Source organism: Halomonas sp. LES1, from assembly GCF_031846005.1.
Classification (GTDB): domain Bacteria; phylum Pseudomonadota; class Gammaproteobacteria; order Pseudomonadales; family Halomonadaceae; genus Halomonas.
Map to the genome: position 1 here is coordinate 1 of NZ_JAVRGC010000002.1, position 20,019 is coordinate 20,019.

17 protein-coding genes and 2 rRNA genes are annotated in these 20,019 nt (G+C 65.7%); 9 read left to right on the forward strand and 10 right to left on the reverse strand.

What is annotated here, in order from left to right:
- Both RM463_RS04225 and rrf read left to right on the forward strand, forming a co-directional pair.
- A 23S ribosomal RNA gene (locus tag RM463_RS04225) occupies positions 1-320 on the forward strand; the annotation flags it as partial.
- Between the two features lie 83 nt (positions 321-403).
- Positions 404-519 (forward strand): 5S ribosomal RNA (rrf, locus tag RM463_RS04230).
- Between the two features lie 667 nt (positions 520-1,186).
- Here the strand turns inward: rrf and gdhA are convergent.
- Entirely contained in the window at positions 1,187-2,539 is a 1,353-nt protein-coding gene (gene gdhA / locus RM463_RS04235; protein ID WP_311429123.1) for an NADP-specific glutamate dehydrogenase, read from the reverse strand.
- A 346-nt stretch (positions 2,540-2,885) separates the two neighbouring features.
- On the opposite strand from gdhA, the gene rlmM reads away from it, so the two are divergent.
- Positions 2,886-3,965, forward strand: a complete 1,080-nt coding sequence (gene rlmM, locus RM463_RS04240; RefSeq protein WP_311429124.1) for a 23S rRNA (cytidine(2498)-2'-O)-methyltransferase RlmM — start codon at positions 2,886-2,888, stop codon at positions 3,963-3,965.
- Between the two features lie 3 nt (positions 3,966-3,968).
- Here rlmM and RM463_RS04245 read toward each other — a convergent pair whose 3' ends face one another.
- Positions 3,969-4,259, reverse strand: coding sequence for an antibiotic biosynthesis monooxygenase (locus RM463_RS04245; protein ID WP_132045157.1), 291 nt, complete (start codon positions 4,257-4,259; stop codon positions 3,969-3,971).
- Positions 4,260-4,334: 75 nt separating this feature from the next.
- On the opposite strand from RM463_RS04245, the gene tusA reads away from it, so the two are divergent.
- Positions 4,335-4,574: a sulfurtransferase TusA gene (gene tusA, locus RM463_RS04250; protein WP_132045155.1), complete on the forward strand. Its 240-nt coding sequence runs from the start codon at positions 4,335-4,337 to the stop codon at positions 4,572-4,574.
- On the opposite strand, the gene RM463_RS04255 is transcribed toward tusA, so the two are convergent.
- The 3 genes from RM463_RS04255 to RM463_RS04265 form a co-directional block, all read right to left on the reverse strand.
- Positions 4,571-5,302, reverse strand: a complete 732-nt coding sequence (locus RM463_RS04255; RefSeq protein ID WP_311429125.1) for a hypothetical protein — start codon at positions 5,300-5,302, stop codon at positions 4,571-4,573. The two genes, tusA and RM463_RS04255, sit on opposite strands and share 4 nt — an antisense overlap.
- Before the next feature lie 148 nt (positions 5,303-5,450).
- Entirely contained in the window at positions 5,451-6,512 is a 1,062-nt protein-coding gene (locus RM463_RS04260) for a DUF3080 family protein (protein WP_311429126.1), read from the reverse strand.
- Entirely contained in the window at positions 6,484-7,920 is a 1,437-nt protein-coding gene (locus RM463_RS04265) for an MATE family efflux transporter (protein ID WP_311429127.1), read from the reverse strand. Before RM463_RS04265 ends, RM463_RS04260 begins: the two co-directional genes overlap by 29 nt.
- Positions 7,921-8,043: 123 nt before the next feature.
- Here RM463_RS04265 and RM463_RS04270 point away from each other — a divergent pair, with 123 nt between their 5' ends.
- Positions 8,044-8,607, forward strand: coding sequence for an elongation factor P hydroxylase (locus RM463_RS04270; protein ID WP_311429128.1), 564 nt, complete (start codon positions 8,044-8,046; stop codon positions 8,605-8,607).
- Positions 8,608-8,742: 135 nt separating this feature from the next.
- Entirely contained in the window at positions 8,743-10,908 is a 2,166-nt protein-coding gene (locus RM463_RS04275; RefSeq protein ID WP_311429129.1) for a thiamine pyrophosphate-dependent enzyme, read from the forward strand.
- Between the two features lie 9 nt (positions 10,909-10,917).
- Here the strand turns inward: RM463_RS04275 and RM463_RS04280 are convergent, their stop codons facing one another.
- Together RM463_RS04280 and RM463_RS04285 are read right to left on the reverse strand one after the other, a co-directional pair.
- On the reverse strand, positions 10,918-11,436 hold the full coding sequence (locus tag RM463_RS04280) for a hypothetical protein (protein WP_311429130.1): 519 nt from the start codon (positions 11,434-11,436) through the stop codon (positions 10,918-10,920).
- Positions 11,423-12,325, reverse strand: coding sequence for a TatD family hydrolase (locus RM463_RS04285; RefSeq protein WP_311429131.1), 903 nt, complete (start codon positions 12,323-12,325; stop codon positions 11,423-11,425). Before RM463_RS04285 ends, RM463_RS04280 begins: the two co-directional genes overlap by 14 nt.
- Positions 12,326-12,448: 123 nt before the next feature.
- Between RM463_RS04285 and RM463_RS04290 the strand changes: the two genes are divergently transcribed.
- Positions 12,449-14,395, forward strand: a complete 1,947-nt coding sequence (locus RM463_RS04290; RefSeq protein WP_311429132.1) for an ATP-binding cassette domain-containing protein — start codon at positions 12,449-12,451, stop codon at positions 14,393-14,395.
- An 80-nt stretch (positions 14,396-14,475) separates the two neighbouring features.
- On the opposite strand, the gene RM463_RS04295 is transcribed toward RM463_RS04290, so the two are convergent.
- On the reverse strand, positions 14,476-14,931 hold the full coding sequence (locus RM463_RS04295; RefSeq protein ID WP_132045141.1) for a universal stress protein: 456 nt from the start codon (positions 14,929-14,931) through the stop codon (positions 14,476-14,478).
- Between the two features lie 120 nt (positions 14,932-15,051).
- On the opposite strand from RM463_RS04295, the gene RM463_RS04300 reads away from it, so the two are divergent.
- Positions 15,052-15,573: a preprotein translocase subunit YajC gene (locus tag RM463_RS04300; protein ID WP_311429133.1), complete on the forward strand. Its 522-nt coding sequence runs from the start codon at positions 15,052-15,054 to the stop codon at positions 15,571-15,573.
- Here RM463_RS04300 and slyA read toward each other — a convergent pair.
- Together slyA and RM463_RS04310 are read right to left on the reverse strand one after the other, a co-directional pair.
- Entirely contained in the window at positions 15,570-16,022 is a 453-nt protein-coding gene (gene slyA, locus RM463_RS04305; RefSeq protein WP_195689750.1) for a transcriptional regulator SlyA, read from the reverse strand. The two genes, RM463_RS04300 and slyA, sit on opposite strands and share 4 nt — an antisense overlap.
- Positions 16,023-16,095: 73 nt before the next feature.
- Complete coding sequence (locus tag RM463_RS04310) at positions 16,096-17,364, reverse strand: DUF5924 family protein (protein ID WP_311429134.1); 1,269 nt, start codon at positions 17,362-17,364, stop codon at positions 16,096-16,098.
- 442 nt (positions 17,365-17,806) lie between these two features.
- Here RM463_RS04310 and fadB point away from each other — a divergent pair, with 442 nt between their 5' ends.
- Positions 17,807-19,996 carry a fatty acid oxidation complex subunit alpha FadB gene (gene fadB / locus RM463_RS04315; protein ID WP_311429135.1) on the forward strand — a complete coding sequence of 730 codons (2,190 nt, stop codon included), beginning with the start codon at positions 17,807-17,809 and terminating at the stop codon, positions 19,994-19,996.
- Positions 19,997-20,019: the final 23 nt, after the last annotated feature.

Genomic DNA, 20,019 nt, shown 5'->3' on the forward strand with positions numbered 1-20,019 from the left:
TTAGAACGTCGTGAGACAGTTCGGTCCCTATCTGCCGTGGGCGTTGGAGATTTGAGAAGAGCTGCTCCTAGTACGAGAGGACCGGAGTGGACGCACCTCTGGTGTTCCGGTTGTCACGCCAGTGGCATTGCCGGGTAGCTATGTGCGGACAGGATAACCGCTGAAAGCATCTAAGCGGGAAGCCCCCTTCAAGATGAGATCTCCCCGAGGCCTCGAGCCTCCTGAAGGGCCCAGCGAGACCAGCTGGTTGATAGGCCGGATGTGGAAGCGCTGCAAGGCGTTGAGCTAACCGGTACTAATGGCCCGTGAGGCTTGACCATATAACACCCAAGGGGTCTGTGATGACCCACGACGCCGGGTACCTCTTGAAACCTCTCGGCTCAGCATGAATCACCCCTTTTCGCCTGACGACCATAGCGAGCGTGAACCACCTGATCCCATGCCGAACTCAGCAGTGAAACCGCTCCGCGCCGATGGTAGTGTGGGGCCTCCCCATGCGAGAGTAGGTCATCGTCAGGCACTTATTCAGAAACCCCGGCCCATGGTCGGGGTTTCGTCGTTTTAGGGGCCTCCCCATGGAGAGTCCCGGAGTGCCGGCCAAGTCATCGTCAGGCACCTATACCGAGAAAACCCCGGGCATTCAGTTGCTCGGGTTTTTTTCATGGCAGGCCTGCCCCTGCAGCGTCCCGGAATGCCGGCCATTGAGGCGCCGTTCATCGGAGCTCGGCGCCCGGATCAACGGCCGGAATAACTCCAGGAAAAAGCCTCGAGCTCATCATGAGTTCGGGGCTTTTTGCGTTTGCTGCCTGCTTTTTCAGGGAGCTGGGGGTAGGGGAGGGAAGTGATTAGACTTTAGTCGTTAGACAAAGGTATAATCATCTCAAAGGTCACCAACCGTGAGGTTCATGATATGAGCAAGTCGGCAGTAGCTTTCCCTACCATCTGGGACCGTAGCGGCACTTCACGTAGCGTCGTGAAGCCTGCTCTGCGTGGGCTCTGGCATGGAATGATCAAGCTGGCTGAAGCCCAGTTCGCGGCACAGGCTCGCCGTGGGTATCTTCCCTACGTTTAAGGCATCAACGGACGCCGACAAACTCGGCGCTCGGCAAGACACGCAAAAGCCCGGACCAGCAGGTCCGGGCTTTTGCGTGGTGCACTTGCAGGAAGGTACGTGATCAATGCTTGGTCAGACAACGCCCTGGTCGATCATGGCGTCGGCGACCTTGCGGAAGCCGGCGATATTGGCACCCAGCACCAGGTTGGTAGGCTCGCCGAACTCCTCGGCGGTATCGGCGCATTGCCGATGAATATTGGCCATGATCTCCTTGAGCTTCACGTCGACCTTTTCCAGCGGCCACTGTTCCATGCTGTTGTTCTGGGCCATCTCCAGCTGGCTGGTCGCGACGCCGCCCGCATTGGCGGCCTTGCCGGGTCCATAGGCGATCTTCGCCTCGAGAAAGCGATCCACGGCATCGGCGGCGGAGGGCATGTTGGCACCTTCACTGATGCAGTTTACACCGTTGCTGACCAGGACCTCTGCATCGGCGGCGGTAAGCTCGTTCTGTGTTGCGCAGGGGAAGGCGGCGTCGGCCTTGATGCGCCAGACCGCGTGGCCGTCCTCGGGGTACTCACCGACGGGGATATAGGTTGCCTCGGGGTGCTGCTCCAGATAGGTCTCCAGCGAAGCGCGGGTGACCTCCTTGAGCTGCTTGAGCAGGTCGAGGTCGATGCCGCGGGCATCATGCAGCGTGCCGCGTGAGTCGGTGCAGGTCACCGGCTTGGCGCCCAGCTCGTATAGCTTCTCGATGGTGTAGATCGCCACGTTGCCGGCTCCCGAGACCAGGCAGGTCTTGCCTTCCAGGGTCTGACCGCGGGCTTCCAGCATGTTCTGAGCGAAGTAGACCGCGCCGTAGCCGGTGGCTTCCTTGCGGCCGATGGAGCCGCCCCAGTCAAGCCCCTTGCCGGTCAGCACGCCTTCATAACGGCCGGTGAGGCGCTTGTACTGGCCGTAGAGATAGCCGATCTCACGAGCACCGACCCCGATATCACCGGCGGGAACGTCGGTATGGGGCCCGATATGGCGATACAGCTCGGACATGAAGGCCTGGCAGAAACGCATTATCTCGCCATCGGACTTGCCCTTGGGGTCGAAGTCCGAGCCACCCTTGCCACCGCCGATGGGCAGGCCGGTCAGGGCATTCTTGAAGATCTGCTCGAAGCCGAGGAACTTGATGATGCCGGACGTGACGCTGGGGTGGAAGCGCAGCCCGCCCTTGTAGGGCCCCAGGGCCGAATTGAACTGGATGCGATACCCCTTGTTGACCTGGACGCGGCCCTCGTCATCGGTCCAGCAGATGCGGAACATGATTTGACGTTCCGGCTCGACGATACGCTCGATGATGCTGTGGTCATGATAGTGGGGGCTGCGCTTGAAGAGTGGGCGCAGGCACTCCAGTACCTCCTCCGCGGCCTGGTAGAACTCGGTCTGGGCGGGACTGCTCTTGCGGAGATTTTCCAGTGTCTCATGAACGTAGGGCATCGTCGTATCCTGATGGAAGGTGAATGGGCCGGCCGCGGCGGGCCAATCTGAAAGTGTTTTTCACGGTAACGACTATATAGCAATGCACCATTATGCAGCAAATGTATGGGTCATGCGCACTCTGTGTGCGGTGGTGGTGCAGGCTGCTCCCTGGCTGTCGTCATCACCGGTGCTCGGTGCTGGATAGGACTCCAGCGCCCACTGCGCCGCGAGTTGTTCAGGACGAGGGACTGCGGCGGTCGTGCCGGCTTTCCCTGTGCGTGGTGCGGTGCTAAGGTGCCCTGCCGCCGGTGCCCCGGCAGCAGGTTGGGTTCACGAGGCGCTGTAACGGTAAGGAAGAGACGGCATGGAGAAGACGACAACATATCCGGTGGAGCTTCTCTGCTACTGCCGCCCGGGCTTCGAGCACGACCTGGCTGCCGAGCTTTCCGACAAGGCCGCTTCGCTTGGCAGGGCAGGGCAGGCCGACTTTACACGGGACGCGGGCTTCGTGAGGTTCCTGCTCCCCGAGGGAGAGGTCGCCAATGACCTGCATCGTGACCTGCCGCTGGGCGGACTGGTCTTCGCCCGGCAGAGCCTGGTGGCGTTGCCGCCGCTGACGCTGTCGCGGGACGATCGGCTGACACCGATCGTCGATCAGGTGGCGGCCAGCGGCTGGAGTTTCGAGAGCCTCTGGCAGGAGACTCCGGATACCAACGATGGCAAGGCTCTGGCAGGGCTTGCCAAGGCGCTGGAGCGGCCGTTGACCTCGCTTCTGAAAAAGCGCAAGACGCTGCGTCGCAAGGCGGGCGGCAGGCGCCTGCATCTGCTGTGGAGTGCCGGTGACCGGGTCCAGCTGGGGATGAGCTTTCCGGGGAATCGCAGCGAGCTGCCGGGAGGCATCCGTCGTCTGCGTTTTCCCAAGTCGGCGCCCAGTCGCTCCACTCTCAAGCTGGAGGAGGCGTGGCATGAATTTGTGCCGCGGGGAGAGTGGGACGAACGACTCGGCGAGGGCATGCAGGCGGCTGACCTCGGAGCGGCACCGGGCGGCTGGACCTGGCAGCTGGTGCAGCGGGGCATGCATGTCTATGCGATCGACAATGGCCCGATGGACAAGGCGCTGATGGCCACCGGGCAGGTTGAGCACCTGCATGCGGACGGCTTTACCTGGGAGCCTCCGTACCGTCTCGACTGGCTGGTCTGCGATATCGTCGACAAGCCCTCACGGGTGGAGGCGATGGTGGAGCGCTGGCTGGTTCGACGCTGGTGCCGGGAGGCGGTCTTCAACCTCAAGCTGCCGATGAAGCAGCGCTGGCGGGAAGTGGATGCCTGTTTGCGCCGGCTTGCCGAGGCGCTGGAAGCGGCCAGGGTCGAGGCCGAGATTGCCTGCCGTCACCTCTATCACGATCGTGAAGAGGTGACGGTGCATGTTCGACTGAAAGGGTAAGTGTCAGTGCGTGGTGGGTTCGTAGATGCGGATCCGCTCTTCCTCGGTGAGCAGTGGCAGCAGGCGCTGCATCACCTGAGTGCGGGTCTCGCTGGTGTACCACTCCTTCCAGGCACGCAGGTCACGCCACTTGGTGATCATCAGACGCCGGTCGCTGTGCCCCTGCTCCACGAGGCTCTCACCACCCACGAAGCCCTTGGCACCCAGCGACACTCGCATGGCCTCGCGGGCGGCCGCCTCGTACTCTTCCTCGAGGCCGGGCATGATACGGCGTTCGATAATGATCTTGATCATCTTGCAGGCTCCGACTGATTTCTTTAGCACCTAATGCCTTTACAGCGATCTTCAATTGTCACCAGGAGGTTCTCGATGGCGGAGAAACACGACTTTCAGGCCGAGCTCGATACCACCGGGCTCTACTGTCCCGAGCCGATCATGCTGATGCACAACAAGGTCCGCGACATGCAGACCGGCGAGGTGCTCAAGGTGGTCGCCAGCGACCCGGCGACCACCCGCGATGTGCCCAAGTTCTGCCAGTTTCTGGGGCATGAGCTGGTCCATCAGCAGCAGCAGGGAGACAGCTATCTCTACTTTATCCGTTTAGGCTAATCCTGTCCCCTCTGCGCCGCCGGCGTGGCTGGGATGCCCTCCGGCACCACCATCAGGGCCAGCGCCTCCAGGGTCGCCGGGTCCTCCTGGCGAATCCGGTTGGCGATCTGGCGCTGAAAGAAGTAGACCCGGCGATGGCGGCTATGCACGGGATAGAGACAGGCATCGCCGAGCACGATCGGAGTCTGCTCCACATGACACTCATCGGCGAGCAGCGCCTCGACCGTGCCGTCGCTGTAGAGTCGCCAGCCGAATACCTGCTTGAGCTGCCAGGGGGCCTCGCCGTCGTCCATGCACAGGGCGTGGGTGCCCTGCAGTTCGGGTAGCTGTTGGATCAGGGTGACCTGCTCGGTCTCCTCGTAGTCGAAGTAGCTGGCGGCGTGCTCCAGCTCCATCACCTTGTGCTCCGGAGCGCTATCGAACAGCTCCTCGGTCTCGGGGTCCCGGTAGCCTATGAAGCGGCCATGCTCGTCATCGTCCAGGCGTTGGCAGGGTGTCAGTGACTCCATCCACGCCACCAGGCCCACCACTTCACCATCCTCGCGTAGTCCCCAGGCCAGCAGTGGCATGCCATACAGGGTGTCGGGGCTGGCGTCGAGGCGATACACCATCTCGAGTCCATCAAGCTCCGGCGCCAGTCGGACCAGGCGGCGTCTGGCCTGCTGACGCTGGCGCCTGGCATCCAGGTCGATGACCCGGGCAGTGCGGGGTGACATCTGGGTTCCCATGGTGTCCCTCCAGGTGCTGCTTGATCACGGATCCAGGCCGGGCGGCGATCGCCCCGGGCCGGTGCGGAAGCGCTCTGCGTCACTCAGGCACCACCAATAGCATAGACCCGATCATAGGTTAAGCCCTGCATCACGGGGCCGCTAACGGTCATGCCCCGGGGCAGCGTGAGGCGAGAGCCTCGCGCCGCTCAAGGTGGCCCTGCAGGGCCTGATGGAAGCTCGGCAATGGCGCCCTGGAATTTTGCCGTGATAGCCACGCCTGGCGATAGGCCTGCACCGCTTCCGGCGGCGCCTCAAGGCTATCGAAGAGCGGCAGGAGGCGGGTGAGCCACGCCTCGGCGGCACCATCCAGCGTCGTCAGCCAGTCGGCGAGTCGTCGTGCCTCGGGTGTCTGCCGCGGGTCGGCAGAGAAGCCTTCCGGCGGGCAGTGTCCGGGGGTGGCGAGCGCCCGGTCGAGCAGGGTATTGGCTTCCGCGAGGCGCTGTTCGGCGAGCAGCAGGGTGCGCAGCAGCTGTGCCGTGTAGGGGCGGTCGTTGAGCGCCTGCAGGTGTCTCTCGAGTGCCTCGGGGTCGGCCGGTTGCGGAGAGGTTTCCAGCGGCGCGCGACTCAAGGCGTGAAGGTACTCGAGGGCGGTTAGCTGCTCACTCGGAGGCGTCAGGTCATCCGGGGGCAGTGGGGAGCTGACGCGAGAGAAGCTCTGCGCCCACTCCTCGGAACCGAAGAGCCCATTCCAGCTCGCTTGTGGCAGCTGTCGGCGCTTGGTGGCGGTAAGCTGCTCGAGTCTGGCGAGGTCATCCGCGGCCAGCCCTTCGACCACCTCGCTCGACAGGCATGCCGTGAGGCGTTGCCACAGTTCGAGTTCGTACTGCCAGCGCTGGCTGGCGGGGGCCACGAGTCCCAGGGTGCTGTTGCGCTGGGCGACCAGGGTGGTGATATGGCATTCACGCAGGGCAAAGATGTCGAGCAGGCCCTCGCGAGTGTCGGGAACGGGGACACGGCGTTCGCGCAGCCTGGGGAAGGCACCGATATTGCGTGGCTCGGCGTTCTCGGGAGGTGTGAGGTCGAGGCGTTCGGCAAGGGTTCGCTGATAGTCGTGGAGCAGCCGATCGCTGGCATCGTTGGTGTCGCAGCCTGCCAGCACCAGGGTAAGCACGATGGCCACGATGCCACGGCACACAGGGTCAGGGATGAAGCGGGTCGCGTTCGCCATGGGCCACCGCCTTGCTGATTCGTCTCAGTCGCTCACCGAGCAGGATGGCCGCGACGGTGAGCCCTCCGATCAGGCCGATCCAGTAGCCATGGACGCCGAGCGGCGCCACGAGACCGGGAATGCCGCGGGTGCCCAGCCAGTGGCCACCGGCCATGCCCACCAGCCAGTAGGAGGTCAGCGTGATCACCATGATGATACGTGTATCCTTGTAGCCGCGCAGTGCGCCGCCGAGATTGACCTGTAGCGAGTCGGAGAGCTGGTAGACCATGGCCAGCAGGACCAGCGACAGGGCCAGAGAGGCCACTTCCTGATCCTGTGTGTAGAGCCCGATCACCGGTTCGGCGGTGAACCGCAACAGCAGGCCGTTGATCAGGGCCACGGCCAGGCAGAGGATGATGCCATGCCAGGCGACCCGGCGTGCGTAGCCATGGCGCTGCTGCCCCAGCACATTACCGACCCGCACCGTCAGGGCCATGCTCAGCGAGAGCGGCAGCATGAACAGGATGGAGGTGTAGTTGAGAGCCACCTGATGAGCCGCCACGGTGATCTCGCCGAGGCTGGCGATGAACAGGGCGATCAGCGTGAACAGCGTGACCTCGACGAAGATCGCCACACCGATGGGCAGCCCCACGTACAGCAGTTCGCCGATCAGTCGCCAACGCGGAAGGCTGGCCGAGTGCCACAGCGAGACCTTGCCGTAGGCACGCGAGTGGCGCGTATAGAGCCCCATGCAGAGGCACATGGTCCATAGCGAAAGCGCCGTGGCGATTCCGCAGCCCAGGGCGCCAAGCGCCGGCAGCGCCTGAAGCCAGTGCGGCAGCCAGGGCCCCATCAGGGTGGTCAGCCCCTCGCCGCCGTAGATCAGCACGAAGTTGCTTGGCACATTGACGGCCAGCCCCGCCAGGCTGATCCATAGTGAGGGACGGGTATGGTTCATGCCGTCGGAGAAGGCGCGCAGGGCCTGGAAGAGCGCGGCTCCGGGCATTCCGAAGGCCACCGCAAGAAGATAGCTGCGCGAGCGTTCGGCGACTGCCTCGGGCACTTCCATCAGGGTGAAGATCGGGCCCACCGCAAACCACAGCAGCCCGGCGGACAGGGCACCAAGCACCAGCGCCACCCATAGCCCCTGATGCACGTTGGGCGTTATCTCGGCGATACGTTCTCCCCCCAGCAGCTGGGCGACGATGGGGGTGAGCCCCATCAGGGTGCCGGTCATGAACAGCATCAGTGGCAGCCACAGGCTGGAGCCCACCGACACCGCCGCCAGATCGGTGGCGCTCAGTCGGCCGGTCATCATCACATCGGCCACGCTCATGCCGGCCTGAGCCAGCTGGGCGCCACAGATCGGCAGGGCCAGCGCCAGCAGTGGGCGAGTCTCACGGCGAGCGGTTTCGAAAAAGGTGGCCATCGGGCGGCTCAAGACATGCGCTCCATGCAGTCGGGTAGGAGCAGCAATGCTAGCAAGGCCGGGCATTCTTTGCCCGTCTGGCGGGCGGTATACTAGGGCCTCAACCACGATCATGGAGGCCGCGTGACACACCGCCTAGAGGATATCATCGCCCTGTTCGATGGCCTGTTTCAGGAGACCTACCGGACGCGTCTGGTGCGGGGTGGCGATGACCCCCTCTATCTGCCTGCCGACGCCGACTCGCCCTGGCACCGGGTGATCTTCGCCCGCGGCTTCTTTACCAGCGCATTGCACGAGATCAGCCACTGGTGCATCGCCGGGGCGAAGCGCCGCCAGCTCGAGGACTACGGCTACTGGTATCTGCCCGATGGGCGTGATGACGCCCAGCAGCGTGACTTCGAGGCCGTGGAGGTCGGGCCCCAGGCGCTGGAGCTGCTCTTCTCGCGGGCCTGTGGCCTGCGCTTCCATGTCAGCGTCGACAACCTCGATGGCGATGCCGAAGTGGACCGTGAGGCCTTCCACGCCAAGGTCGAGGCGCGTGCGCGACGCTACGAGCGTGAAGGGCTGCCATCGCGGGCAGACGCGTGGCGCCGCACCCTGGCCTCCTTCTATGATCAGGGCCTGCCGCTGTCCGAGGCGGTGGCGGCCGGTCGCGCCAGGCTTGCCGCCTCGCCTCAGCCGGCCTGAATGGCGCACCACTCTCGGCAGGGGCGATGTGAACCCACGGGCAGCATCCTTGTCGGACCCGGGCGGTCGCTCCAACCACCTCGTCTGGAGAGCAGGCTAGGCTAGGGGGAGTCATCAACGCCGCGAGGTGCCGCCGTGTTTCCCGACCCGCTACCCCAGGAGCAGCGCTTTCTCGATGCGCTGGCCCAGGACGACTGGCCCGCCGCCGATCAGTCCCTGACGCCAGGCGCGGTGGGGCTCGCCCCTGACGCGCTGATCGAGCTGTTCGAGTCGCAGCTGATGAGCCGTCATCTGGATCTCCAGGCACGGCGTCTGCAAGCTCGCGGTGAGGCCTTCTACACGATCGGCAGCGCCGGCCACGAGGGTAATGCTGCCGTCGCCCTGGCGCTTCGCCCCACCGATCCCGCCTTTCTCCACTATCGCGATGCGGCCTTCTTTCTTCAGCGGGCCCGCAGGGTGCCGGGGCAGACGCCACTGTGGGACATGCTGCTGAGCTTTTCGGCCTCCGCCGAGGACCCGATCTCCGGTGGCCGCCACAAGGTACTTGGCTCCAGGGCGCTGTGCGTCCCTCCCCAGACCAGCACCATCGCCTCACACCTGCCCAAGGCCATGGGGGCGGCCTACTCTCTGGGGCTGTGGCGACGGCTGGGCGGTGGCGGCGAGTGGCCTAGCGACAGCGTGGTGCTGTGCAGCTTCGGCGACGCCTCCTTCAACCACTCGACTGCCCAGGGTGCCTTCAACGCCGCCGCCTGGTCCGCCTTCCAGGCTGTGCCGATGCCGCTGATCTGGCTATGCGAGGACAACGGCATCGGTATTTCCACGCCCACGCCGAAGGGTTGGGTGGCGGCCTGCATGGCCGCACGCCCGGGGGTCCACTATCTGGCCTGCGACGGCCTCGATCTGCTCGATACCTGGCGTGTGGCCCGCGAGGCGGCACGCATCGCTCGCAGCCGACGCCAGCCAGTGTTTCTGCACATGCGCTGTGTGCGTCTGTTCGGCCATGCCGGCTCCGATGCCCAGCAGGCCTATCTGCCAGCGTCGCGCATCGAGGCCGATGAAGCCCGCGACCCGCTGCTGATCGGCGCCGGGCTGCTGCGCCGTCACGCGGGACTCGACCGGGAGGCGGTCGCCGGTCTCTATCATCGGGTGCGCGAGCGGGTGGCGCGACTGGCCGAGGAGGCGGTGTGTCGCCCGCGCCTGGAGCAGGCATCGCAGGTGATGGCCAGCATCGTGCCACCGCCGCGGCCCGGACGCGCTCAGCCTTGGCGTGGCGAGGTCAGCACGACACCCGACACCCTGGCTCGACGGCTCAATCAGGCGCTCGACCGGCTGATGACCCGCTATCCCCATCTGGTGCTGGCCGGCGAGGATATCGGCCGCAAGGGGGGCGTCTACGGGGTGACCCAGAAGCTGCAGGCGCGCTTCGGAGGGCATCGGGTGATCGATACCCTGCTCGATGAGCAGAGCATACTCGGGCTGGGCATCGGCATGGGGCAGAGCGGCCTGGTACCGATCCTGGAGATCCAGTTCCTGGCCTACCTGCACAACGCCGAGGATCAGCTACGCGGCGAGGCGGCCACCCTGAGCTTCTTCTCCAGCGGCCAGTACACCAATCCCATGGTGGTGCGTATCGCCGGGCTGGGTTACCAGAAGGGTTTCGGCGGCCACTTCCACAACGACAACGCCATCGCCGTGCTGCGTGATATCCCCGGCCTCTTGGTGGCCTGCTCCGCCAACGGCGCCGATGCCGTGGGGCTGCTTCAGGAGGCGGTGCGCCTGGCCGACGAGGAGCAGCGGGTGGTGATCATGATCGAACCGATCGCTCTCTATCACCGCCGCGATCTGCTGGAGGAGGGGGATGGCGGCTGGTGCTTTCCCGACCCGGGAGCGGAGCACCGCCTGGCGCCCGGGGAGCTCGGCCGCTGGGGTGACGGTAACGAGCTTGCCATCGTTACCTACGGCAACGGCGTCCATCTTTCCCGTCAGGCTGCCGCGCGGCTTCAGGCCGAGGGCATCGCCCTGCGCATCATCGATCTCCGCTGGCTCACCGCCATCGATCACGACGCCCTCTTCGCGACGGTGGCAGACTGCGCGCGGGTGTTGATCGTCGACGAGTGTCGCCGTTCCGGGTCGGTGAGCGAGGAGCTAGTGACCGCCCTGGTCGAGCGCGGGCTGCCCGGCGAGCGTCTGGCACGCCTCACCGCCGAGGACAGCTTCATTCCGCTGGCACGGGCCGCCACCATCACCCTGCCTTCGGTTGAAGGCATCGTGGAGCATGCACGGGCGCTGCTGGCGCGATAGCTGGGCGCGTCAGCCAGCGTCGCCGCCGTTGAGGCGTTGATGCAGGTGCAGCATCACCTCCACCTCATGCTCGGGGCGCAGCGGCTCCAGGCCCAGTTCGCCAAACAGCTCGCCCCGGGCACGCGACCAGTCGCCGGGGTCGAGGTCATCATACAGGCTGTCGGCGGGGGCCAGCTCGACGAAGGGGTCGAGGCCATAGGTGTCGAAGAGCTGCGAAAGGGCCGCCTCATCGTCGCCGACGCCGGCGGTGTAGAGGGTGGCATTGAAATGATCCCCCTCCAGCTCGCGGATCACGTCCAGCGGGCTGACCCCCATGCTGCCGAGTTCCTCGAGGCTGTAGCCACCGAGTGATACCAGCTCGGCCTCCAGCCACTCATCATCGGGCTGGATCAGGGTGTGCTTGATACGGCCGTCGGCCAGCGTCCAGGCGATTGCCAGCGGCAGGCCGCCCGCATCGCCGGTCTCCACGGCGATAAAGCCGGGGATCGAGTTGTCTGTGCCATTGGGTGGCATGTCAGGAGTCCTCATGTGTCGTGTCGTCGCGGCCTGTCTCGCCGGCGGCGTCCGCGGTCAGCCGGAAGAAGCGCCGGGCGGTAGCGGTGGTGGCGGTTGCCAGCTCGGCTTCGGATTCGCCACGCCAGTGGGCAATCTCACGCAGGATCCAGGGCAGCAGGGCCGGTTCGTGACGTCTTCCCTTGAGTTTGGCAGGTAAGTTGCGTGGCAGCAGGTAGGGACAGTCGGTCTCGAGCATCAGCCGCGCCGCAGGAACCTCCGTGACCAGCTCCCGAAGATGGTGGCCGCGGCGCTCGTCGCATAGCCAGCCGGTCAGGCCGATATGCAGATCCAGGTCGAGATAGCCGAACAGCGTCGCGCGGTCGGCGGTAAAGCAGTGCACCACGGCATCGGTGATCTCGTCTCGCCAGGCATGCAGGATCTCGCGCATGCGCTGGCCGGCATCGCGCTCGTGAAGAAATAGCGGCTTGCCGTTCTCCGCCGCCAGCTCCAGCTGAGCCTCGAGGGCCCGCTCCTGTTCGGCGGGCGTGGAGAAGTTGCGATTGAAGTCGAGGCCGCACTCACCCACCGCCACCACCTCGGTCTGGCGATGCAGCTCGCCCATGGCGGTCGCGAGGTCGTCGTCCCAGCGGCTGGCGTCGTGGGGATGCACCCCGGCGGTGGCATGCAGCGCCAGGCCCTTGCCGGCGTGCTGGCGCGCCATGGCGATGGCCTGTTCGGCATGTTCGCGGTCGGTACCGGTAAGAATCAGCGTGGTGACGTTGGCCGCCTGTGCACGGCGCAGCACGGCCGGGAGGTCCCGGGCAAAGCTGTCATGGGTGAGGTTGGCACCGATATCCACCAGGGGCGCAGGCGCGGTGAAGCGCAGCGCCTCGGGCAGGAAGTCGTCGAAGGTGTCGGACACGCCTTGGCTCCTGTGCTTGAGGGTCGGCAAAGGCCACTATTCTACCCGTCGGCTGGATGCTGCGGCCACGTCGGGGCGCGCTTGCGTTACACTGGGCGCCCTGTCGATCGAGGAGGACCCCGCGTGACCCTGCTACGTCTGGAACAGCTGCAACTGGCCTATGGTACCCATGTGCTTCTCGATGGCGCCGACCTGGTGCTGGAGAAGGGCGAGCGCCTGGCCCTGGTGGGGCGCAACGGCACCGGCAAGTCGACGCTGCTGCGCCTGGTGGCCGGCGAGATCCTGCCCGATGGCGGCAGCATCTGGCGTGCTCCCGGGCTCAAGATCGGTGTGCTGGCCCAGGAACTTCCCGAGGCCACCGGCCAGACGATCTTCGATATGGTGGCCGGTGGGCTGCCCGAGGCCGGCGAGCTGCTCTCCGAATACCACCATCTGATTCACGAGGAGGAGCCGGACATGCGCCGCATGTCCGAGCTGCAGACGCGGCTGGAGGCCATCGATGGCTGGTCCTTCCACCAGCGCATCGATGTGGTGCTGACTCGCCTCGGCCTTCCCGGCGAGGCCGAGATGGCGTCGCTCTCCGGTGGCTGGCGTCGCCGTGTGGCGCTGGCAAGAGCGCTGGTGGCGGAGCCTGACCTGTTGCTGCTCGATGAGCCCACCAACCACCTCGATCTCGACACCATCGCCTGGCTGGAAGAGCAGCTGCTGGACTTCAGGGGGGCCGTGCTGTTTATCACCCACGACCGCGCCTTCCTGTCGAAGCTGGCCACCTCGATCCTGGAGCTGGATCGCGGCCGCCTGGGGCGCTACCCCGGGGAGTACGCCGCCTATCAGGCGCAGAAGAACCACGAGCTGGAAGTGGAGGCTCGAGAGAACGCCGAGTTCGACAAGAAGCTCGCCCAGGAGGAGGCCTGGATTCGCCAGGGGATCAAGGCGCGCCGCACCCGCAATGAGGGGCGGGTCAGGGCACTGGAGCAGCTGCGCCGGGAGCGTAGCGAGCGTCGCGATCGCCAGGGCAAGGCCTCACTCTCCGTCGACAGCGGCGAGCGCAGCGGCAAGCGGGTGGTGAGCCTCGAGAACGTCAGCCAGCACTTCGCCGACGAGACGGTGATCCGCGACCTCTCCCTCGAGGTGCAGCGTGGCGATCGTATCGGCTTTATCGGCCGCAATGGCGCCGGCAAGACGACACTGCTCAAGATCCTGCTCGGCGAGCTGGAGCCGAGCGAAGGCAAGGTGCAGTTCGGTACCAAGCTGCAGGTGGCCTACTTCGACCAGCTGCGCGCCGGACTGGAGCCGGAGAAGACGGTCTACGACAACGTGGCCCAGGGCAGCGACCGCATCTCCGTGGGCGGGCGCGACCGCCATGTGATGAGCTACCTGCAGGACTTCCTGTTCACGCCGGAGCGAGTGCGCCAGCCGGTCAAGGCGCTCTCCGGTGGTGAGTCCAATCGCCTGCTGCTGGCCAAGCTGTTCACCCAGCCGGCCAACGTGCTGGTGCTGGACGAACCGACCAACGACCTGGATGTGGAAACCCTGGAGCTGCTCGAGGAGCTGCTGCTCAGCTTCGATGGCACCCTGTTGCTGGTCTCCCACGATCGCGCCTTCATGGACAACGTCGTCACCAGCGTGCTGGCCTTCGAGGGCGAGGGGCGGGTGCGTGAGTATGTGGGTGGCTACAGCGACTGGGTGCGTCAGGGGGGCAGCCTGCCGCCGGCCCCCTGGGAAGGGGCGGCTCGCCAGCATGCCGAGCCGGTGGCGGAGGCGCCCGCGGCGGAGCCGGAGAGGAAGGCCTCCTCCACGGGCGAGTCGTCGGCGAGCGCCACCGCGAAGAAACCGGTCAAGCTCTCCTACAAGCTGCAGCGTGAACTCGATGGGCTGCCGGCGGAGATCGAGCGGCTGGAGGGAGAGGTCGCCGAGTTCGAGACCCGGGTGGGCGACCCGGCCTTCTATCAGCAGGAGGCCAGCAAGGTGACCGCCACCCTTGAGGCTCTCGCGGCGCGTCAGGCCGAGCTCGATGCGGCCATGGAGCGCTGGATGGAACTGGAGGCGATGGCCGCCGGAGAGGCATGAACCATGAACGCAGAGGCGTGAGCGAGGAGCCATGAAAAAGGCGCCCCGGAGGGCGCCTTGTCAGGAAGGAGGCGAGGGGATTATTCCGCGCTCTCCTCTCCCTTCTTGCCGACGCGCACGGCGAGGACGTCGCACTGGGCCCCGTGGAGCACGCCGGTAGAGGTCGAGCCCAGCAGCAGGGCGAAGCCATGGCGGCCATGGGACCCGACCACGATCAGGTCGACATCATTCTCCTCGGCGAAGCGGTGGATCTCGGTGTCGGGCATGCCCACCAGCACGTGCTGATCCTCCTTGGCCACATGGCTGTCGGCGATCTCGGCCAGCCGCTGCTTGGCATGCTCATCGAGCTGGTCCTGGATGCTGGTCAGGTCCATGGGGATATCGCCGCCATAGGCGAAGCCGAGCGGCTCGAGGGTGTGCATGATCGAGAGCCGGGCATGGTTGCGGTCGGCAATCTGATGCGCACGCTCAAGCACCCTGTGGGAATCCTTGGTCAGGTCGACGGCGACCAGGACGTGACGATATTCGTTGCTCATGGGACGTCTCCTCGACGGGTGTCTCTCGGTGAATCGTATGCCTTCACTCTAGGCCGGCAGGCGCGGCAAGACAACGATCTATATCAACCATTTCGCATTAACTCGAGGGGAGAGGCGCCAATGATCTGGCTGATTATCCTGCTGACCATGATGCTGGTGATATCACCGGTGATATGGCTCAAGCCCAATCCACGCCAGAAGCGGGTGGGCTCACTGCGCAATGCTGCCATGCAGGCGGGCCTCAAGGTAACCCTGCGGGTGCCGCCCCTGCATGGCGAAAGGACCCCGATGCCGGCCTATCGCTGGCCCTACCCACCACGGCAGCCGGGGCCGGACTTCATGCTGGTGCGGGACTCGCACGCGGCCGAGGCGCTCAAGCCCTTCGCGCATGACTGGCGCTGGCGCAAGGAGCCGCTGCGCCCCCTGCCCGAGGCGTTGGAGGCCAGGCTCAAGCGACTGCTTGAGCGGCTGCCGCAGGACGCCCTGGTCGTGGAGTCCGGGGCCGACGCCCTGACCCTGTGGTGGCAGGAATCCCAGGGCTTTGCGCGCTTCTCGACCTATCTGGAGGACTTCGAGGCCCTGCGAGACGGCCTGGCGGGCCGACCCGATGATCGGCAAGTGTCGGGGCCGCCCGCGTTCTAGTCTTCTGCCGTGGCCTCGCCACGCGATTGCAGGGCCAGGCCGTTGTCCTCGATGCGTGACAGCAGCTCGGCCAGAGTGGCGATGTCGTCCTGGTCGAGGCCGGCAAACATCTCGTTGCGAGCCTCGCGTACCACATCGTCGATGCGCTCGAGCAGTGGGGTGGCGGCTGGGGTAAGAAACACGCGCTTGGTGCGACGGTCCTGCTCACAGGGGCGACGCTCCACCAGGCCCTGGTCGGAGAGTTGGTCCAGGGTGCGTACCAGAGAGGGGGCCTCCACGCCGATGGCGCGGGCCAGGTCGCACTGGGGCTGGCCGTCGCCGAGCCGCCACAGATGATAGAGGGTAACCCAGCGAGTCTGGGTCAGCCCCAGGGGCGCGAGACGCTCATCGATGACCGCGCGCCATAAGCGAGGCAACCGGCTGAGCTGGAACCCGATATTCTCATGCATGGGCAAAGGGCCTTCGGTTCAGGAAGTATTCTCGAATTGTCGGAACCCCCTGCGTGGATTGCAAGCGGGCTTATCATTCGCTTTTCCACTCACTGTTTGGTGCCGGGTTTCCTGCCCCCACGGCGTTACCCTCCTTCTCGGTGTTCCGGTCAGGGCTATGCGGTGTGGGATTGGCCTCCTGTGGGGGCGTCTCCTCGGCGATGGGCTCGCCACCGCCTGGGACCGGGGGCTGCCAGGAAAGCCCCGGCAGGCCCGCCGGTCGACGCAGGCGACCATCGGCCAGGGTCGCGCTCTGCCCGTCGGCGACCCGGAAGCGGATCACCCCGATGCGTTGACCGCCCTCGGTCATCACATCGATGCGCCACTGCCCCGCGGTCACCTCGGGGAAGTTCTGCTTATGGCTCCAGGCCCGATACCCCGCCTTGCGTCCCCCTTCGATCACCAGCGGTATGCGGTCGACCTCTTCGCCCTCGTGGCGCCATACATGACGAATCTCCTCCCGCAGCCCACGCGGGGCGCGGATGGCCGTAAAGGCGAACAGCCCCTGGCCGCTCAGCGCCTCGGGGGTGAGGCGAAGTTCACCCTCCGGTGAGCGGGCGGCCGCATCGAAGCCAGGCGAGAGCGCCGTGGCGGTGATCCACAGGCTGGCCGGCGGTACCCAGATCCGGCCCAGCCAGGCGGCGCCGGCCAGGGGCAGCAGCAGGGTGAGCGCCATCAGCCAGCGTCGACCGCTCTGGTTGGCGGTGAGATGCAGCAGGCTCGGCAGGCTGAACAGCAGCATGGCGGCAATCGCCAGCAGCAGGCTCTGGTAGGTGGTCAGATGGAGCAGGGTGGGCAGGGTGACCAGTACCACCACAAAGACGCACTGGGCGTGGAAAGCGAAGTAGAGCCAGCGTAATCGCTCGGCGACCCGGTAGTAGAGCGGGTCGATAATCGAGAACAGCGCCATGGCGATCACCAGCAGGGTGAACAGGGCCTGGCCGCTGCTCCATACCGTGGTCGCCAGCAGAAAGGGCAGGCAGAAGAAGAGTGTCTCCTGGTGGATCATCTGGGCGATGAACTGGGTCGCCCCCTGGGCCAGGGTAGGGTAGCCGCGGCGTGCCAGCAGGCGGCCGATCACGCTTTCGGAAAGCAGCAGCAGCCAGGCGGCGAGCATCCCCAGCGCCAGCAGCGCACCGAGCCACGGCTGGCGCTCTGCCAGGAAGAAGCTGCCGAGCCCCGCGGCAAAAGCGATGGGCGGCCATAGCCAGCTCCAGGGCCGCAGTCGTCTCACCAGCCCTTCGGCGCGGGCCTGCAGGCGAGTGATGCGGCTGGCGGATGGCGTATCGTGTGGGGTGAGCATGGGCGTCTCGGCTGGACTGACGACTCGGTAAGCCCGCTATCCTAGCAGCATTGCTGGCTGGCCTGGCTGCCATACTTCTGAGTCAGCGGGCAGGGCTATCGCAGTTGCCACCAGCCTGATAGCGCAAGGCGCCGGGGACAGGGTGGAGAGGGGGTCCGAGGACCAGGGGTGAGGAGCACTGCTCCGAACGGGCTGGCCAGGGATGGCCAGCACCGGACCTGTAAGCGGAGCGGGACGTGAGAGCGCTGCAGGGCCGAGGTAGCCTACAAGGAAGTACTGGTAGCGCCCCCTCGTAGACTTGTCGCCAGATCAGCCCCGGGATACCGAGCTGCCAATTATCTGGGAAAGCCCTGAGTCACCGGGGAAGAGACTTGACGTGTGCGCCAGGCTGAACCAAGCTGTGGACATTCAAACGTCCGTATGAAATCGGGAGGTTCGCGGAATGATCTATCAGGGTAATGCCATCGGGGTGGTACGCGGCGATGATGATATCGCCACGCTGACCTTCGATCTCGAGGATGAGTCGGTCAACAAGCTCTCCAGTGCGGTGGTCACCGAGCTGGAGGAGGCGGTAAAGGCGCTGCAGGGCGAGACCGGCCTGGCGGGCCTGCTGCTCACCAGTGCCAAGGAGGCCTTTATCGTCGGCGCCGATATCACCGAGTTCCAGGCCATGTTCGGCAAGGGCGGTGACTTCCTGGAGTCGATGCTGATGCGGGTCCACGGCATCTTCAACGCCATCGAGGATCTTCCCTTTCCTACCGTCACCGCCATCAATGGCCTGGCGCTGGGCGGCGGCTGCGAGGTGCTGCTGACCACCGACTTCCGGGTGATGAGTGAATCCGCCCAGATCGGCCTGCCCGAGACCAAGCTTGGCATCCTCCCGGGGTGGGGCGGCTGCGTACGCCTGCCGCGCCTGATCGGTGCCGACAATGCCATCGAATGGATCGCCGGCGGGACCCAGAACCGGGCCGACGCCGCCCTGAAGATGGGGGCCGTGGATGCCGTGGTGCCGGCCGAGCAGCTGGAGGCCGCCGCCCGCGATATCCTGGCCCGCGCCATTGCCGGGGAGCTTGACTACCGTGCCCGCCGTGCGGAGAAACAGCAGCCCCTCAAGCTCGGCCCCATCGAACAGATGATGGCCTTCGAGACCGCCAAGGGGTACGTGGCCGGCAAGGCGGGCCCGCACTATCCGGCGCCGGTCGAGGCGATCAAGGTGATCCAGAAGGGCGCCGGTGAGGAGCGCGGCCGGGCTCAGGCCATCGAGGCCAAGGCCTTCGCCAAGCTGGCGATGACCGATGTGGCCTTCAACCTGGTCGGCCTGTTCATGAACGACCAGGTCGTCAAGAAGAAGGGCGGTCGCTACGAGAAGTCGGCGCGTCCGGTGAAGCAGGCCGCGGTGCTGGGTGCCGGCATCATGGGCGGTGGCATCGCCTACCAGAGTGCCTCCAAGGGCACGCCCATCCTGATGAAGGATATCAAGGACGACGCCATCGAGCTGGGGCTCAAGGAGGCCCGCAAGCTGTTCGCTAAGCAGGTAGAGCGTGGCAAGCTCTCCACCGAGAAGATGGCCCAGAGGCTCAGCAACATTCGCCCGACCCTCTCCTACGGTGACTTCGGGCACGTCGATCTGGTGGTCGAGGCGGTGGTCGAGAACCCCAAGGTCAAGGATGCGGTCCTTACCGAGGTAGAGGGTGAGGTCGGCGAGGAGACCATCCTCGCCTCCAACACCTCCACGATCTCCATCGACCGTCTGGCGGCCAATCTCAAGCGTCCCGAGAACTTCTGCGGCATGCACTTCTTCAACCCGGTGCATCGCATGCCGCTGGTCGAGGTGATTCGCGGCGAGAAGACCAGTGACGCCGCGGTGGCGGCGACCGTGGCCTATGCCCGCGCCATGGGCAAGACGCCGATCGTGGTCAATGACTGCCCGGGCTTTCTGGTCAACCGGGTGCTCTTCCCCTACTTCGGCGGCTTCAGCCTGCTGATGGAACAGGGCGCCGACTTCGCCCGGGTCGACAAGGTGATGGAGAAGTTCGGCTGGCCCATGGGGCCCGCCTACCTCCTCGATGTGGTGGGCATGGACACCGCGGTGCATGCCGGCGAGGTCATGGCCAAGGGCTTCCCCGAGCGCATGGGCAGCCTGGGAGGCGAGGGCGAAAGCAGCGCCATTCAGCTGATGTACGAGAACGATCGCCTGGGGCAGAAGAACGCCAAGGGGTTCTACGCCTACGAGGAGGATCGCAAGGGCAAGCCGAAGAAGGTGCGCGACGAGGCGGCCATCGAGCTGGTCAAGGGGGTGGTCAAGGAGAGTCGCGAATTCAGCGACGACGACATCATCGCCCGGATGATGGTGCCGCTCTGCCTGGAGGCCGTGCGCTGCCTGGAGGATAACATCGTCGGCAGCCCGGCCGAGGCCGATATGGCGCTGATCTACGGTATCGGCTTTCCGCCCTTCCGCGGTGGCGCGCTGCGCTATATCGATGCCATGGGAGTGGAGGCCTTCGTCGCACAGGCCGACGAACTGGCCGGGGAGCTGGGCGCCCTCTATGCCCCCACCGACAAGCTGCGCGAGATGGCGGCTGCCGGCGAGCGCTTCTACGACACTCAGGTCCAGGCCCCGGACCAGGCCTGACCCCACCACCCCTACAGGAGTCG

Coding starts and splice junctions, on each gene's coding strand:
- rlmM (WP_311429124.1), top strand. CDS start 2,886: ATGGAGAAGACGACAACATATCCGGTGGAGCTTCTCTGCTACTGCCGC.
- RM463_RS04280 (WP_311429130.1), bottom strand. CDS start 11,436: ATGAGGACTCCTGACATGCCACCCAATGGCACAGACAACTCGATCCCC.
- slyA (WP_195689750.1), bottom strand. CDS start 16,022: ATGCATGAGAATATCGGGTTCCAGCTCAGCCGGTTGCCTCGCTTATGG.
- RM463_RS04310 (WP_311429134.1), bottom strand. CDS start 17,364: ATGCTCACCCCACACGATACGCCATCCGCCAGCCGCATCACTCGCCTG.
- gdhA (WP_311429123.1), bottom strand. CDS start 2,539: ATGCCCTACGTTCATGAGACACTGGAAAATCTCCGCAAGAGCAGTCCC.
- RM463_RS04255 (WP_311429125.1), bottom strand. CDS start 5,302: ATGGGAACCCAGATGTCACCCCGCACTGCCCGGGTCATCGACCTGGAT.
- RM463_RS04260 (WP_311429126.1), bottom strand. CDS start 6,512: ATGGCGAACGCGACCCGCTTCATCCCTGACCCTGTGTGCCGTGGCATC.
- tusA (WP_132045155.1), top strand. CDS start 4,335: ATGGCGGAGAAACACGACTTTCAGGCCGAGCTCGATACCACCGGGCTC.
- RM463_RS04300 (WP_311429133.1), top strand. CDS start 15,052: ATGATCTGGCTGATTATCCTGCTGACCATGATGCTGGTGATATCACCG.
- RM463_RS04295 (WP_132045141.1), bottom strand. CDS start 14,931: ATGAGCAACGAATATCGTCACGTCCTGGTCGCCGTCGACCTGACCAAG.
- fadB (WP_311429135.1), top strand. CDS start 17,807: ATGATCTATCAGGGTAATGCCATCGGGGTGGTACGCGGCGATGATGAT.
- RM463_RS04265 (WP_311429127.1), bottom strand. CDS start 7,920: ATGGCCACCTTTTTCGAAACCGCTCGCCGTGAGACTCGCCCACTGCTG.
- RM463_RS04245 (WP_132045157.1), bottom strand. CDS start 4,259: ATGATCAAGATCATTATCGAACGCCGTATCATGCCCGGCCTCGAGGAA.